The following is a 14,323-nucleotide window of genomic DNA, read 5'->3' on the forward strand; positions in this document are numbered from 1 at the left end:
AGTGACTTGTGCCCGGCTTGACCTGGGTGTCCAAGCCGGGCATCCGGCGTCTACCCTCCGCGTGTGGGCATACGAATCGTCATCGCCGACGACCAGGCGATGGTCAGGGCCGGGTTGCGCATGGTCGTCGAGAGCGACCCCGGCATGGAGGTCGTCGGCGAGGCCGGCGACGGACGCGAGGCCATCGCGGTGGCCCGCCGCACGAGACCCGACATCGTCCTCATGGACATCTCCATGCCCCGGCTCGACGGGCTCGCCGCGGCCAAGGAACTGCTCGACACCCCCTCGCCGCCCAAGGTCATCACGCTGACCACGTTCGACACCGACGAGAACCTCTACGCCGCGTTGCGCGCCGGGACCAGCGGGTTCCTGCTCAAGGTGTCGCCGCCCGAGCAGCTCCTGGAGGCGATCAGGGTGGTGCACTCCGGTGACGCGCTGCTCGATCCGGCCGTGACCAGCCGGGTCATCGCCACGTTCGCCGGGCGCGCCGACCCCACGCCCTCGCCGATGCTGGCCGAGCTGACGCCGCGCGAGCTGGAGGTGCTGCGGCTGCTGGCCAGGGGCCTGACGAACGCCGAGATCGCCAGAGACCTGTACGTCGGCGAGGCCACCGTCAAGACGCACGTGGCCAGGGTGCTGATGAAACTGTGCCTGCGGGACCGGGCCCAGGCGGTCGTCTTCGCCTACGAATCAGGGGTTGTGCGCCCGGGTGCGGCCTGAGGTTTGACGGACAGGGGGGTACGTATGTGTATATTTTCCGTGAGAAGGCGGTAGTAACAGGAGATATTTCATGCCATCGTTCCCCCGAGTGCTGTTCGACGAGGCCCACAGCGAGTCGTGGACCATCCGCCGCGACGTCGCCGAGACCATCAATCCCGCCCACCCCGACGACAACAGCTACGCGCGCGCGGCCGCCGTGCTGCGCCATCTGGGGCACGACGTGCTCGCCCACACCGAGGGCTCCCTGACGGCCGGGACCCTGGCCGGCCAGGACGTGCTGGTGATCGCCCACCCGTCCGGCGACCGGTGGGAGCGCACCACCGGCCAGGGCAGCCCCGTCTTCGCCGCCGCCGAGCTGGATGCCGTCGAGTCGTTCGTGGCCGAGGGCGGCGGGCTCGTGGTGCTGGCCGAGGAGGAGCAGGACAAGTACGGCAACAATGTCGCCGAGCTGCTCTCCCGCTTCGGGGTGGGCGTCGGTCACACGACCGTGCGCGACCCGGGGAACGCCCACCGCGAGGTCGCGACCTGGGTGCTCGGCGAGCGTGCCACGGGCGACGGCGTGCTGGCCGGCGTCCAGCGGGCCTGCTTCTACCGCTCGGGCGTGCTGACCGCTCCCGAGGAGGCGACGGTCCTGTTCGCCACCTCGGCCACCGCCGACCCGGCGGGCGCGCCGCTGGCCGTCGCCCTGCGGCACGGCAAGGGCCGGGTCGTCGTGTTCGCCGACTCCGACCTGTTCGGCGACGACTCGATCGAGGACTACGACCACCGCAGGCTCTGGGGCAACGTGATCACCTGGGCCGCCCGCGTCCCCGGCGGCGACGAGGCCGCCGGAGCCCGGGACGAGGCCAAGGCCGCCCTGTTCGCCCGGCTCAAGGAGGCCGTGGAGGAGCTGAGGCCGCTGCAGGTCAAGGACGGCTCGGTGCCGGAGGAGAAGGAGCGGGCCAAGGCGCTGGTCGCCGAGATCGGCCGCCGCGTGGCCGAGATCTCGCCCTATTTCCCCCATGACGCCGCCTACCTCCAGGCCGTCCAGGACGACCTGGCCGCCTGGGCCGACCAGGACCTCGGCGTGCCCGACTTCCTCGGCGCCCTCGACCTGTTCCACCCCGACACCCAGCGCGTGGACGGCCTGGAGCACGTCGTGGTGTTCCCCATGTACACCCAGAACGGCAACCTCGACCGCAACCTCGAAGCCGTCTGGATCCGGACGATCTGGCCCGACTGGCTGGCCCGGCTGGAGGCCGGCGGCTACGACAACCCGATGTTCGTGCCGATCGCGTTCGAGGACTTCACCTCCGGCTACGACACCCACTCGGCCGTGCTGTTCCCCGAGACGGTCGCGGTGCGCCAGGCGCCCGCCCGCTTCACCTGGGGCGGCATCTTCGCCGACCGCGAGGCCGCCAGGTTCCGGCGGGTCTCGGCGGCGGCCGCCGCCACCCTCAGGCTCGACCTGCCGCCGGACGCCGCCCGCCTGCTGGACTCCCAGCAGCTCGCCCAGGACACGTTCGTGCTGTGGGACCTGATCCACGACCGCACGCACAGCCACGGCGACCTGCCGTTCGACCCGTTCATGATCAAGCAGCGGATGCCGTACTGGCTGTACTCGCTGGAGGAGCTGCGCTGCGACCTGACCGCGTTCGGCGAGGCCGTGGAGCTGGAGGCCAAGGGCGTGCCGCACGCCCGGTACGTCCAGCTCGCGATCCTGTTCGACCGGCTGTTCAGGTTCCCGGTCACCGGTGACCGGGTGCGCAACTACGACGGGCTCGGTGGCCAGCTGCTCTTCGCCTACCTGCACCGCAACGACATCGTCCGCTGGACCGACAACCGGCTCACGATCGACTGGGAGCGTGTCGCCGACGGCGTGGCCGACCTGCGGGGCGAGGTCGAGAAGTTGTACCGCGACAGCATCGACCGGTCCAAGCTGGCGCACTGGCTGGCCGCGCACGAGCTGGTCGGCGCGTACGTGCCGCCGGCCCCCGGCTCGGTGTGGGCCAAGGGCGTGCAGGCGCTGCCCGAGGAGCAGAAGGCCAAGGTGGACGCGGTGCTGCCGGACGAGTTCCCGCTCAGCATGTTCTACGAGGCCCTGCGCCGTAAGCTGACAGACGTGGTCGATTCGACTAAGGGGATCCGCGCATGATCATCCTGGTGACGGGGGCCGGCGGCCCCACGGGAGAGGCCGTTTCCGAGCACTTCCGCAAGCGGGGGCACACCGTGATCGGGGTCGACAAGGACGACGTCGACCTGCTCGACCGCGCGGCCGTCCAGGACCTGGCGGCGCGGATCGACGCCGAGCACGGCCGGGTCGACGGCGTCGTCCACCTGGTCGGCGGCTGGCGCGGCTCGCGCACGTTCGCCGACACCAGCCTGGAGGACTGGGACGTCCTGCACGACCTGCTGATCCGCACGCTCCAGCACGTGTCGCTGGCCTTCGAGCCGCTGCTGCGCAAGAGCGACGACGGCCGGTTCGTCATCGTCTCGGCCAAGGCCTCCCAGCGCCCCACGGCGGGCGGCGCGGCCTACTCCGCGGCCAAGGCGGCCTCGGAGGCGTGGACGCTCTCCCTGGCCGACGCGCTGTCCGGCACGAACGCGGCAGCGGTCATACTGGTGGTGAAGGCCCTGGTCAACGACGCCATGAGGGCCGCGAAGCCGGAGGCGAAGTTCCCCGGCTTCACCGACGTCGGCGACCTGGCGGAGGCGATCGCCGGCCTCTACGACCGCCCCGCCGCAGACATCAACGGCACCCGATTGGACCTCACTTCTTGATCCCCCGGCACGACCCCCAGCTCAAGGCGTTCGCCAGCGACAACTACGCCGGCGTGCACCCGGAGATCCTCCAGGCCATCGTCCAGGCCAACGGCGGTCACCAGATCGCCTACGGCGACGACGTCTACACCGAGGCGCTGCAGCAGGTGTTCCAGCGGCACTTCGGCGACCGGGCGCGGGCCTGGCCGGTCTTCAACGGCACGGCGGCGAACGTCGTCTCGCTGCGCGCGATGACCGCCCACTGGGAGGCGGTCGTCTGCGCCGAGAGCGCGCACATCCACACCGACGAGGGCGGCGCCCCCGAGGTGGCGGGCGGCATCAAGCTGCTCACCGTGCCCACGCCCGACGGCAAGCTCACCCCCGAGCTGATCGACCGCCAGGCGTGGGGCTTCGGCGATGTGCACCGGGCCCAGCCCAAGGTGGTGTCGATCTCCAACACCACCGAGTGGGGCACGGTCTACACGCCCGAGGAGATCGCCGCGATCTGCGCGCACGCGCACGAGCTCGGCCTGCTCGTCCACCTCGACGGCTCGCGGCTGACCAACGCCGCCGCCGCGCTCGACGTGCCGATGCGGGCCCTGACCACCGACGCGGGCGTGGACGTCCTGTCCTTCGGCGGCACCAAGATCGGCCTGCTGTACGGCGAGGCCGTCGTGGTGCTCAACCCGGAGGCGGCCACCGGCGTCGACTACATCCGCAAGACGTTCATGCAGCTGTCGTCCAAGATGCGGTTCGTCTCGGCCCAGTTCGAGGCGCTGCTCTCGGGCGACCTGTGGCTGCGCAACGCCCGGCAGGCCAACGCCATGGGACGGCGGCTGGCCGAGGCCGTGGCGCGCATCCCGGGCGTCACGGTGCCCCGGCCCGTCGAGGCCAACGCGGTCTTCGCGATCCTGCCCAAGGACGTGACCGAGCGGCTGCAGAAGCGCTTCCGCTTCTACACCTGGAACGAGGCGACCGGCGAGGTGCGCTGGATGTGCTCCTTCGACACCACCGAGGCGGACGTCGACGCGTTCGCGGCGGCGGTCGCCGAGGAGATGCGGGCCTGACCGGCGGCCTCCTGACCGGCGGTCAGGAGGCCGTCCGCTCCACCGGAGCCGTCAGGAGGCGTGCCGTTCCGCCTGGGTGGCCAGGCGGGCGGCCTGCCAGCCGCCCATCCCGTGCACGCCGGGGCCCGGCGGCGTGGCGGAGGAGCAGAGGAACACCCCCGGCAGCGGGGTGCGCCACGGCGCGGGCGACCAGACCGGCCGCCGCACGAACTGGACCAGGTCGTTGAGCCCGCCGCCGATGTCGCCGCCGACCAGGTTGGGGTTGGCCGCCTCCAGGCCGGCCGGGCCCGTCGCGTGCCTGGCCAGCACCCGGTCGCGGAAACCGGGCGCGTAGCGTTCGATCTGGGCCTCGACGGCGTCCGTCATGTCCGCCGGCGAGCCGTTGGGGACGTGGCAGTAGGCCCACAGCGTGTGCCCGCCCCTGGTCGGATCGGCCGCGTACGGCTGCACGACCAGCACGTACGGGCGGGGCGAGAGCCGTCCGGCGGCGATCTCGGCCTCGGCGAGCGTGATCTCCTCCAGCGTGCCGCCGAGGTGCACGGTCCCGGCCCGCGCGACCTCCGGGTCACGCCACGGCACCGGCCCGTCGAGCGCCCAGTCCAGCTTGAAGACGCCGGGCCCGTACCGGTAGCGGCGCAGGCTCCGGCGATACCCGGCGGGCAGGTCGGCCATCGCGAGGAACTGCCGGGGCGTCACGTCGAGCACCACCGTCCGGGCGTCGAGCTCGTCGAGCCGCTCGACCCGGTGGCCGGTGACCGCCTCGCCGCCCAGCGACCTCAGCTCGGCCACCAGGGCGTCGGCCAGCATCTGCGAGCCGCCGCGCACGACCGGCCAGCCGACCAGGTGCGCCAGCGCCCCGAGCACCAGCCCGTAGCCGGCGCTGGTGGGGGAGCGCAGGTCGAGCATGGCGTGCGCGGACAGCCCGGCCAGCAGCGCCCGCCCCTCGACGGTCCGCAGCGCCCCCCGGCCGAACGTCGTGGCCGGCAGCACGGCCGCCGCCCCGAACCCGGCCGCCCGCGCGAACGTGCCAGGACCGGCCCGCCACGGCCCGAGCGGGCTGAGCAGCAGGTCGATGAGCGGGAACCCGCCCCGCGCCGCCGCGCCCGCGGTCGCCCGCCACACCCGGCCGTCCCGGCCCAGCCCCTCGGCCGTACGGGCGGGGTCTCGGTGCAGGAGCACGGCCGGACGGTCGTCGAGCGGATGGGCGGCGGCCACCGGAGGGTGGGCGAACTCGACCCCCTTGAGATCGAGCGCCCGGAACGCGGGCGAGGCCAGCGCCATCGCCATCACGGTGGCGCCCAGGTCGTGGACCCGGCCGGGCAGCGTCAGCTCGCCGGAACGCAGCCCGCCGCCGAACCGGTCGCCCGCCTCCAGCAGCAGCACCTCACGCCCGGCGCGGGCCAGCATGACGGCGGCCATCAGCCCGTTGGGCCCCGAGCCCACGACGACGGTCTCGGCTCCTGCGGTGATCATGGCGCCCGCCCTTCCCGCTCCGGGTCTCCAGCCTCTCACGCGCCCCCGCGCGGGGCTCAGGAGGCCAGGATCGACGGGTACGGCTGCGCGCCACGCTGCCTGAGCAGGTCGGTCATCAGCTTGATCTCACCGCTCTGCCCCTGGACGATCTTCTGGGCCATGCTGACCACCTCGTCCCGCTTGGACAGCTTCAGCAGCCCCTCGGCCATCTCCACGCCGCCCTCGTGGTGGCGGATCATGAGCTGGAGGAACAGCACCTCGGCCTGGACGCCCTGCAGCTCCTTGAGCTTGGCCAGCTCCTGCGGCGAGGCCATGCCCGGCATCGCACCCGGCATCGCGCCCGGCGCGGCGGGCGTGGCCCCGTGGCCGTGGCCCGCCATCCAGGCCATCGGCCGCTGGTCGGTCGCCTGACCGAGATCCCACTGCTGCAACCAGCCCTGGAACATGCCGCGCTGGTTGGACTGCGTGGTGATGATGTCGAAGGCGAGGTTCCTGATCTCCTTGGCCGGGCCCTTGTCCCGGATGACGAACGCCATCTCCACGGCCTGCGCGTGATGCGTGGCCATGTCGCGGGCGAACCCGGCTTCGGGCGAGGAGTCTCCAGGAGTGCCGTCCCTGCCGAACAGCAGGGCCGCCGCGGCGGCGAGCACCAGCACGGCGCAGAGGATCAGAACGGGTTTTCTTGCGGGCTTTTCCATGGCCGCTCCAGACTACCCATGCCCCGCGCGAAGCTGTGATCCGACGCTTATGCGCCCCTTATTCTCCGCATACGCCGGTAGGGCATAGGGTGACCGCAGTCAGTACGCCGATGGAGGGACGATGACGAAGGAGAAGGCGCAGGCGAGGCGCGAGCATCTGCAGAAGATGCGGGCCGAGCAGCAGCGCAAACAACGCCGCGCCGCACTGCTCATGTGGGGGACGGGCGGTCTCATCGTCGTGGTCCTCGTCGGCGTGGTCGGGATCTACCTGGTCAACCAGGCCCGCGCGACCTCGCTCGACGCGGTGTCCAGCTACAAGTACGAGGCCGGCCAGCACGTCGCCAAGACGGTCACGTACAAGGAGACCCCGCCCGTCGGCGGCGAGCACAACAACTACTGGCAGCAGTGCGCGGTCTACGACAAGCCGATCCACAACGAGCACGCGGTGCACTCGCTGGAGCACGGCGCGGTCTGGATCACCTACCGCCCCGACCTGCCCAAGGCGCAGATCGACGCGCTGAAGGAAGTGGCGACCTCCACGGGCCAGCAGGACTACATGCTGGTGAGCCCCTACCCGGGCCTGCCCGCGCCGCTGGTCGCCTCGACGTGGGGCCACCAGCTCAAGCTGCAGGACCCCGCCGACCCCAAGCTCAAGGCCTTCATCAAGAAGTACCAGAACGGGGCCGACACCCCTGAGCCGGGCGCCATCTGCGGCGGCCAGGACGCCATCACCACCACGTCCGACCAGGCCCCGCTGCCGCCCGAGCCGACCGGCAACACCCCGATGGAGACGCTCGCTCCCTCGCCCACCCAGTCGAAGTAGCACGCGTTCGGAACACGTCGAAGGGCCCGGCTCCGGCCGGGCCCTTCGACGTGTTCCCGCTAGAGCTCGCCGACGAGCAGGCCGCGGCGCAGGCGCGCGTACTCCTCGAAGGTGATGCGGCCGTCGCCGTCGGCGTCGGCCCGGTCGAAGGCGGCCGAGAGCCCGTCCTCGCGGATCCACAGGGTGCGGAACTCCTCGACGGTGAGCTCGCCGTCGCCGTCGTGGTCGGCGAGGTCGAAGGTGGCGCGCGACATGGGGTTCAGGACGCCGTCCAGCGCGCCCGTGCGCACCAGCGCCTGGAACGACTCGACGTACTCCTCCCTGCTGATGCGGCCGTCGCGGTCGGCGTCGAGGGCGTGGACGTGGGTGTCCCAGGCGTCGACGAACGCCTCGACGACCTTCTTCGCCTCGGGGGTGTCCGGCCGCGCGCCGGCCCGGTGGATGCGGTGCCGGGCCAGCGCGACGTAGTCGTCCCTGGTCAGGAAGCCGTCGCCGTCGGTGTCGAGGTCGTCGAAGTTGCGTTCAGCGCTGTCGCGCAGGAGCACCGGGTCCATCAAGCCTCCATGGTCACAGATCGTCATCGTCTTGTGACTCACCGTAACCTGTCGGTTCTCCGGAGGCCAGGCGCTCAGGCCAGCACCTCCTCCAGCGGCGACCACTCCAGGCCGTGCGCCTCGGCCACCGGCCGGCTGGTCAGGCGTCCCTCGTGGGTGCTCACGCCCGCCGCCAGGGCGGAGTCCGTACGGACCGCCTCGCGCCAGCCCTTGCCCGCGACCGCCAGCGCGTACGGCAGCGTCACGTTGGTCAGCGCGAACGTCGAGGTGTGCGGCACCGCCCCCGGCATGTTGGCCACGCAGTAGAAGACCGACTCGTGCACCCGGTACGTCGGCTCGGCGTGCGTGGTCGGCCGTGAACCCTCGAAGCAGCCGCCCTGGTCGATCGAGATGTCCACCAGCACCGAGCCCGGCTTCATCCGGCTCACCAGGTCGTCGGTGACCAGCATGGGCGCCTTGGCCCCCGGCACCAGGACCGCGCCGATGACCAGGTCCGCCTCCAGCACGGCCTTCTCGACCTCCAGGGTGTTCGACGCGACCGTCTGGCAGTGGCCCTGGTAGATCATGTCCGCCTGGCGGAGCTTGTCGATGTTGCGGTCGAGGAGCAGCACCTCGGCCTGCATGCCGAGCGCGATGGCGGCGGCGTTCATGCCGGACACCCCGGCGCCGATCACCACCACGTTCGCCGCCCGCACGCCGGACACGCCGCCCATGAGCACGCCCCTGCCGCCCTGCGAGCGCATCAGGTGGTACGCGCCGACCTGTGGCGCCAGCCGTCCCGCCACCTCCGACATGGGGGCGAGCAGGGGCAGTGAGCCGTCCTTGTTCTGCACGGTCTCGTACGCGATGGCCGTGACGCCCGAGTCGAGCAGGGCCCTGGTCAGCGGGCCCGAGGCGGCCAGGTGGAGATAGGTGAACAGGATCTGGCCCTTGCGCATCCGGTGGTACTCCTCGGCCACCGGTTCCTTCACCTTCATGATCAGGTCGCACGTGGCCCACACCTCGTCGGCGTGCGGCGCGATGACGGCGCCCGCCGCGGCGTAGTCGTCGTCCGGGACGGCCGAGCCGAGGCCCGCCTCCCGCTCGACGTGGACCTGGTGCCCGTGGCGTACCAGTTCGTGGACGCCCGCCGGGGTGAGTGCGACGCGGTATTCGCTGTTCTTGACCTCGCGGGGAACTCCGACCTTCATGGGGTCATCCCTCGTTCGCGTGGAAAGTTGCCGACAACCTGCGTTCTCATTTCCATTTTTCCTCCGATCTCACGGAAAGGTGAGGATTTTTCGGCTGATTACCCCGCTGCTGCCCGTCCTCGATAAGCTCACCGGCAGCCCGAACGTCAGGATGGGGTCGTCAACGATGGACAAAGCGGTAGAGGCGCCTCCCGCGGAGCCGGAAGAGCCGGCCGAGCCGAGGGCCAGCCGTCTCACCACCATCGTCCTGACCGTCTCCCTCGTGCTCGTCGTCGCCGTCGCGGGCGTGCTCGGCACGGTCGCCGTCCTGATGACCAGGAGCCCCAACAGCCCGCTCCTCGGCGGCGCGCCGCCGCAGCGCCTGGCCACGCCCCTGCACTTCGCGCCGGTCAAGGAGACCAAGACCGCGCCCTGCCCCGGCGACCCGGCCGTGCTCGACGAGCAGCAGACCACCTGTTACCTCCTGGAGGACGGCGTCACGGTCGGCGCCGTGCAGCGGATCGAGGCCGTCCGGGGCAGTGACGGCTCGTACTCGGTGCGCATCGCCGTCGCGCCCGTCTTCAAGGACCGGCTGGTGCGGCTCATCGACGAGCTCCAGCCCACGCAGCGGCAGCTCGCGATCGTGCTGGCGCCCGAGGGCGAGCAGACGCCCAAGACGGTCCTGGCCGCGCCGGTCGTCACGCAGAGCATGGACGGCGACAGCCTGAGCATCGCGGGCCTCACCAAGGAGGACGCCGACGCGCTGGTGACCCGCATGCTCGGCACGCCCGCGTCGCAGCCCGGGCAGCCCCAGCCGTCCCAGCCGGCCACGGACCAGCAGCCCCAGCAACCCGCGGACACGGGCCAGGGCACCGTGACCACCGGTCCGACCACCGGTTCGACCACCGGTTCGACCACCGGCCCGACCACCGGCTCCACCACAGGCCCGACCACCGGCTCGACCGCCCCCGCGGGCGTCGGGCGCGTCCCCGACAAGCGCTACGCGAGCTGCAAGGAGGCCCAGGCCGCCGGCGACGGCCCCTACACGCGCGGAACGCATGAGGAGTACTCCTGGTATCCCGACCTCGACGGCAACGGCGTGGCCTGCAACAGCGGTGACATCCGCTAACCGAACAGAGCCCGGAGGCCGTCGATCCCGAAGTAGGCCAGGAAGACCAGCGAGACGGCCCACAACAGCCACGGGATCTCCGCGAAGCGTCCCCGGGCCGCCTTGATCAGCGTGTAGGAGATCACCCCGGCCCCCACCCCGTTCGTGATCGAGTACGTGAACGGCATCAGCGCGATCGTCAGGAACGCCGGTATGGCCAGCTCGATGTCCGTCCACGGCACGTTCTTGGACTGCGTCATCATCAGCGCCCCGACCAGCACCAGCGCGGGGGCCGCCGCGGCCGCCGGGACCACCGCGGCGATCGGCGTGAACAGCAGCGTCAGCCCGAGCAGCGCCCCGGTCACGACGCTGGCCAGCCCGGTGCGCGCCCCCTCTCCCACACCGGCCGCCGACTCGACGAAGACGGTGTTGGCCGAAGCGCTGACCGAACCGCCGATCATGCCCGCGACGCCGTCCACGGTGAGGATGCGGCCCAGCCGCGGCACCCGTCCCACCTGGTCCACCAGCCCGGCCTCGTCGCTGACGCCGATGATCGTGCCCATCGCGTCGAAGAAGCCCGACAGCACCAGCGTGAACAGCACCACGGTCGCGGTCAGCGCGCCCGCCCTGACGAACCCGCCGAACAGGTCGAACTGCCACACCAGCCCGAAGCTCGGCGCCGAGACCAGGGACTCGGGCATGTGCGGGACCACCACGCCCCACTCCTCGGGCGGGATGGGGACCACCGAGTTGACCAGGACGGCCAGGACCGCGGTGACCGCGATGCTGATGAGGATGGCGGCCGGGGTCCTGCGCACGTACAGGACGATCATCAGCAGCAGGCCGGCGCAGAAGAGCGCGACCGGCCAGCCCGTGAGGTGGCCGGTCGCGCCGAGCTGCACGGGCGTGCCGCTTCCCCGGGCCACGAAACCCGCGTCCACCAGGCCGATCAGGGCGATGAACAGGCCGATCCCGACGCTGATCGCGTGCTTGAGCGCCAGCGGGATCGCGTTCATGATCAGGGTGCGCAGCCCGGTCACGGCCAGCACGATGATGACCGCGCCCTCCAGCACGACCAGGCCCATCGCCTGCGGCCAGGTCATGTGCGGCGCGGCCTGGTAGGCGACCACCGCGTTCAGCCCGAGCCCGGCGGCCAGGGCGAAGGGCGCGTTGCCGACGAACGCCATGAGCAGCGTGGAGATCGCGGCCGCCAGCGCGGTCGAGGTGGTCAGCTCGGCGATGGACAGCCGGGCGCCGGTGACGTCCTTGGCGCCGGCCAGGATGATCGGGTTGAGCAGGATGATGTAGGCCATCGCCATGAAGGTGGTCAGGCCGCCGCGGACCTCGCGTCCGACGGTCGTCCCCCGCCCGGTCAGCTCGAAGAGTCTGTCGAGCACCACGCAGTCCCCCTCATCATGATCGAGGGGAGTGCGGGTCACCTACCCGGCGGGGGACATGATCACGCTTTCTCGTGCCGCCCGTGGCCGACCAGGCCGACGAACTCCTCCAGCCCGATCCGGCCGTCGCCGTCGGTGTCGGCGGCCTTGATGAACGCCTCGATCTCCTCCTCGGACGCGCCGTGCACCCCCAGCGCCTCGTTGGCCTGCCTGATCTCGGCCGCGGTCAGCAGACCGTCGCCGTCGGTGTCGAAGCGACTGAACTCCGCCTCGGCGGCTTCACGACCGCTCGCCATCGGATACCTCCCCGTGATTGGACAAGGCGATATCTTCCGGCCTGACCGGAACGCGAGTCAACCGGAGCCCGGTGGCGGCGCGTACGGCGGCGACGACGGCCGGGGTGGAGGAGAGCGTGGGCGGCTCGCCGGCGCCGCGGAGGCCGTACGGCGCGGACGGGTCTGGATTTTCCAGGATTTTCAGCTGCATGGGCGGCATGTCGAGCATGGTGGGGATCAGGTAGTCGGTGAACGACGGGTTCAGCACCCGGCCCTCGCGTACCTGGATCTCCTCCATGAGCGCCAGCCCGAGACCCTGCGCCGTGCCGCCGTGGATCTGGCCCTCCAGCGCCTGCGGGTTCATGATCCGGCCCACGTCCTGCACCGCGGCCAGCTCCACGACCTTGACCAGCCCCAGCTCGGTGTCCACGTCCACCACCGCGCGGTGCACGCACAGCGCGAGCTGCGTGTGCGAGTCGCCCTGCCCGGTCACCGGGTCCATCGGGTACGTGGGCCGGTGCCGGTACTCGCGGGTCTCCTCGATCGTCCCGAACCTGGCCAGCGCCTCCCGCGGCGGCAGCCCCTTGAACCGCTCGCGCACCGCCTCGCAGGCCGCCTTCACCGCACCACCCGTCACGTACGACTGCCGCGAGGCCGACGACGAGCCCGCTGAGCCGACGGAGGTGTCGGCGGTCGCCACGGTCACGTCCTCGATGCCCAGCTCGGTACGCGCGATCTGGCCCTGGACGGTCACCAGCCCCTGGCCCATCTCGGCCGCGGCGGTGTGCACGGTGACCCGCGGCTCGCCGCCCACCAGCTCGGCCCGCACCCTGGCCGTGGAGTAGTCGTCGAAGCCCTCGGAGAAGCAGATGTTCTTGAGGCCGACGCCGTAGCCGACGCCGCGCCGCACCGACTCGCCGTGCGTGGTCTGGGAGACGCCGCCCGGCAGCGCCCGCAGATCCGCCTCCGTACGGGCGGCGGGCATCGGCATGGCCTCCAGCTCGCGCAACATGCCGGCCAGCGGCGCGGGGGAGTCGATCACCTGGCCCGTGGCCAGCGCCGAGCCCTGGGAGACGGCGTTGCGCACCCGGATCTCGACCGGCGACAGGCCGCATGCCTCGGCCAGCCGGTCCATCTGCGACTCGTAGGCGAAGCACGCCTGCACCGCCCCGAACCCGCGCATCGCCCCGCACGGCGGGTTGTTGGTGTAGACGCCCACCGCGTCGATCCACACGTTCGGCACCTCGTACGGCCCCGCCCCCAGCGACGCCGCGTTGCCGACCACGGCGGGGGAGGAGGAGCAGTACGCGCCGCCGTCCAGCAGGATGTCGGCCTTGACGTAGACGAGCCGGCCGTCGCGGGTCGCGCCGTGCTCGTAGCGCATCCGGGCCGGATGGCGGTGCACGTGGCCGAAGAACGACTCCTCACGGCCATAGACGATCTTGACAGGGCGGTTCAGGCGCAGGGCCAGCATGCACGCGTGCACCTGCATCGACAGGTCCTCGCGGGCCCCGAACGCGCCGCCGACGCCCGACAGCGTCAGCCGTACCTTCTCCGGCGGCAGGCCCAGGCAGGGGGCGAGCTGGTCGCGGTCCACGTGCAGCCATTGGGTGGCGATGAACAGGTCCACGCCGCCGTCCTCGGCCGGGACCGCGAGCCCCGACTCCGGGCCGAGGAACGCCTGGTCCTGCATGCCGACCTCGTACTCGCCGGTGACGACGACCTCCGCCTCGAACGTGTCGCCCTTGCGCACCGGCTGGCGTCTGACGTACTCGCGGGACTCGCGCGGGTCGGTCACCGCCGAGCGCGGCTCATAGGCGACGACGATGGCCTCTGCCGCCCTGCGCGCGGTCTCCGGATGCTCGGCGGCCACCAGCGCCACGGGCTCGCCCTGGTGCCGGACCTGGTCGATGGCCAGCACGGGCTGGTCCTTGTGGTCGAGCCCGTAGAACTTCTCGCCGGGCACGTCCTCGTGCGTCAGGACGGCCAGCACGCCGGGGATCCGCAGCGCCGGGCCCACGTCGATCGAGCGGATCCAGGCCGAGGGGTGCGGGCTGCGCAGCGTCACGCCCCACACCATGCCGTCGAGCCACAGGTCGGAGGAGTAGGCGAACTCGCCGGTCACCTTCAGCGCCGCGTCCGGCCGCCGCGCGCTCGTGCCGACCCCCTCGGACCCGCCGACGCCTTCGGACCTGGTGGAGTGGACCGTCTCCGTCATCCTCCGAGTAGAGCACCGGCCAGGCCCGCCCTCCTATGCCCATGACGTGAAATCCCGGTCATCCCTTGACACAACGGCCTTG

The 14,323-nt window shown here is 71.7% G+C and carries 13 protein-coding genes; 6 read left to right on the top strand and 7 right to left on the bottom strand.

The genetic code is table 11. The features are described from left to right. The first annotated feature begins 63 nt into the window (after positions 1-63). The 4 genes from ACIA8R_RS15280 to ACIA8R_RS15295 all read left to right on the top strand — a co-directional run bounded on the left by ACIA8R_RS15280 (position 64) and on the right by ACIA8R_RS15295 (position 4,526). Positions 64-720: a response regulator transcription factor gene (locus ACIA8R_RS15280; protein WP_357700847.1), complete on the top strand. Its 657-nt coding sequence runs from the start codon at positions 64-66 to the stop codon at positions 718-720. Between the two features lie 70 nt (positions 721-790). Then, a complete protein-coding gene (locus ACIA8R_RS15285) occupies positions 791-2,854 on the top strand; it encodes a DUF6421 family protein (RefSeq protein WP_364093742.1) in 2,064 nt (687 codons plus the stop codon). Continuing rightward, positions 2,851-3,480, top strand: a complete 630-nt coding sequence (locus tag ACIA8R_RS15290) for an SDR family NAD(P)-dependent oxidoreductase (protein ID WP_397038796.1) — start codon at positions 2,851-2,853, stop codon at positions 3,478-3,480. The genes ACIA8R_RS15285 and ACIA8R_RS15290 overlap by 4 nt, the downstream gene beginning before the upstream one ends. Beyond that, positions 3,477-4,526 carry a low specificity L-threonine aldolase gene (locus ACIA8R_RS15295; RefSeq protein ID WP_357700841.1) on the top strand — a complete coding sequence of 350 codons (1,050 nt, stop codon included), beginning with the start codon at positions 3,477-3,479 and terminating at the stop codon, positions 4,524-4,526. Before ACIA8R_RS15290 ends, ACIA8R_RS15295 begins: the two co-directional genes overlap by 4 nt. Positions 4,527-4,577: 51 nt before the next feature. Here the strand turns inward: ACIA8R_RS15295 and ACIA8R_RS15300 are convergent, their stop codons facing one another. Both ACIA8R_RS15300 and ACIA8R_RS15305 read right to left on the bottom strand, forming a co-directional pair. After that, positions 4,578-5,999, bottom strand: a complete 1,422-nt coding sequence (locus ACIA8R_RS15300; protein ID WP_397038798.1) for a phytoene desaturase family protein — start codon at positions 5,997-5,999, stop codon at positions 4,578-4,580. 56 nt (positions 6,000-6,055) lie between these two features. Beyond that, a complete protein-coding gene (locus ACIA8R_RS15305; RefSeq protein WP_357700837.1) occupies positions 6,056-6,697 on the bottom strand; it encodes a DUF305 domain-containing protein in 642 nt (213 codons plus the stop codon). A gap of 121 nt (positions 6,698-6,818) precedes the next feature. Between ACIA8R_RS15305 and ACIA8R_RS15310 the strand changes: the two genes are divergently transcribed. Continuing rightward, entirely contained in the window at positions 6,819-7,520 is a 702-nt protein-coding gene (locus ACIA8R_RS15310; protein ID WP_357700835.1) for a DUF3105 domain-containing protein, read from the top strand. A 59-nt stretch (positions 7,521-7,579) separates the two neighbouring features. Here the strand turns inward: ACIA8R_RS15310 and ACIA8R_RS15315 are convergent, their stop codons facing one another. Continuing rightward, on the bottom strand, positions 7,580-8,074 hold the full coding sequence (locus ACIA8R_RS15315; protein ID WP_364104772.1) for an EF-hand domain-containing protein: 495 nt from the start codon (positions 8,072-8,074) through the stop codon (positions 7,580-7,582). Positions 8,075-8,148: 74 nt separating this feature from the next. Further along, positions 8,149-9,264 carry an alanine dehydrogenase gene (gene ald, locus ACIA8R_RS15320; RefSeq protein ID WP_364104775.1) on the bottom strand — a complete coding sequence of 372 codons (1,116 nt, stop codon included), beginning with the start codon at positions 9,262-9,264 and terminating at the stop codon, positions 8,149-8,151. Positions 9,265-9,430: 166 nt separating this feature from the next. Between ald and ACIA8R_RS15325 the strand changes: the two genes are divergently transcribed. Continuing rightward, complete coding sequence (locus tag ACIA8R_RS15325) at positions 9,431-10,372, top strand: excalibur calcium-binding domain-containing protein (RefSeq protein WP_397038801.1); 942 nt, start codon at positions 9,431-9,433, stop codon at positions 10,370-10,372. On the opposite strand, the gene ACIA8R_RS15330 is transcribed toward ACIA8R_RS15325, so the two are convergent. Genes ACIA8R_RS15330 through ACIA8R_RS15340 form a run of 3 tightly spaced genes read right to left on the bottom strand, consistent with a single transcriptional unit; the run spans position 10,369 to position 14,241 of the window. Further along, positions 10,369-11,751 carry an NCS2 family permease gene (locus tag ACIA8R_RS15330; protein ID WP_357700827.1) on the bottom strand — a complete coding sequence of 461 codons (1,383 nt, stop codon included), beginning with the start codon at positions 11,749-11,751 and terminating at the stop codon, positions 10,369-10,371. The two genes, ACIA8R_RS15325 and ACIA8R_RS15330, sit on opposite strands and share 4 nt — an antisense overlap. Positions 11,752-11,810: 59 nt before the next feature. After that, a complete protein-coding gene (locus ACIA8R_RS15335) occupies positions 11,811-12,044 on the bottom strand; it encodes an EF-hand domain-containing protein (RefSeq protein ID WP_357700825.1) in 234 nt (77 codons plus the stop codon). Next, positions 12,028-14,241, bottom strand: coding sequence for a xanthine dehydrogenase family protein molybdopterin-binding subunit (locus ACIA8R_RS15340; RefSeq protein ID WP_397038804.1), 2,214 nt, complete (start codon positions 14,239-14,241; stop codon positions 12,028-12,030). The genes ACIA8R_RS15335 and ACIA8R_RS15340 overlap by 17 nt, the downstream gene beginning before the upstream one ends. Positions 14,242-14,323: the final 82 nt, after the last annotated feature.

It is taken from the genome of Nonomuraea sp. NPDC051191, assembly GCF_044455665.1.
GTDB lineage: Bacteria > Actinomycetota > Actinomycetes > Streptosporangiales > Streptosporangiaceae > Nonomuraea.

Coding starts and splice junctions, on each gene's coding strand:
- ACIA8R_RS15300 (WP_397038798.1), bottom strand. CDS start 5,999: ATGATCACCGCAGGAGCCGAGACCGTCGTCGTGGGCTCGGGGCCCAAC.
- ACIA8R_RS15310 (WP_357700835.1), top strand. CDS start 6,819: ATGACGAAGGAGAAGGCGCAGGCGAGGCGCGAGCATCTGCAGAAGATG.
- ACIA8R_RS15335 (WP_357700825.1), bottom strand. CDS start 12,044: ATGGCGAGCGGTCGTGAAGCCGCCGAGGCGGAGTTCAGTCGCTTCGAC.
- ACIA8R_RS15325 (WP_397038801.1), top strand. CDS start 9,431: ATGGACAAAGCGGTAGAGGCGCCTCCCGCGGAGCCGGAAGAGCCGGCC.
- ACIA8R_RS15285 (WP_364093742.1), top strand. CDS start 791: ATGCCATCGTTCCCCCGAGTGCTGTTCGACGAGGCCCACAGCGAGTCG.
- ACIA8R_RS15305 (WP_357700837.1), bottom strand. CDS start 6,697: ATGGAAAAGCCCGCAAGAAAACCCGTTCTGATCCTCTGCGCCGTGCTG.
- ald (WP_364104775.1), bottom strand. CDS start 9,264: ATGAAGGTCGGAGTTCCCCGCGAGGTCAAGAACAGCGAATACCGCGTC.
- ACIA8R_RS15340 (WP_397038804.1), bottom strand. CDS start 14,241: ATGACGGAGACGGTCCACTCCACCAGGTCCGAAGGCGTCGGCGGGTCC.
- ACIA8R_RS15315 (WP_364104772.1), bottom strand. CDS start 8,074: ATGGACCCGGTGCTCCTGCGCGACAGCGCTGAACGCAACTTCGACGAC.
- ACIA8R_RS15290 (WP_397038796.1), top strand. CDS start 2,851: ATGATCATCCTGGTGACGGGGGCCGGCGGCCCCACGGGAGAGGCCGTT.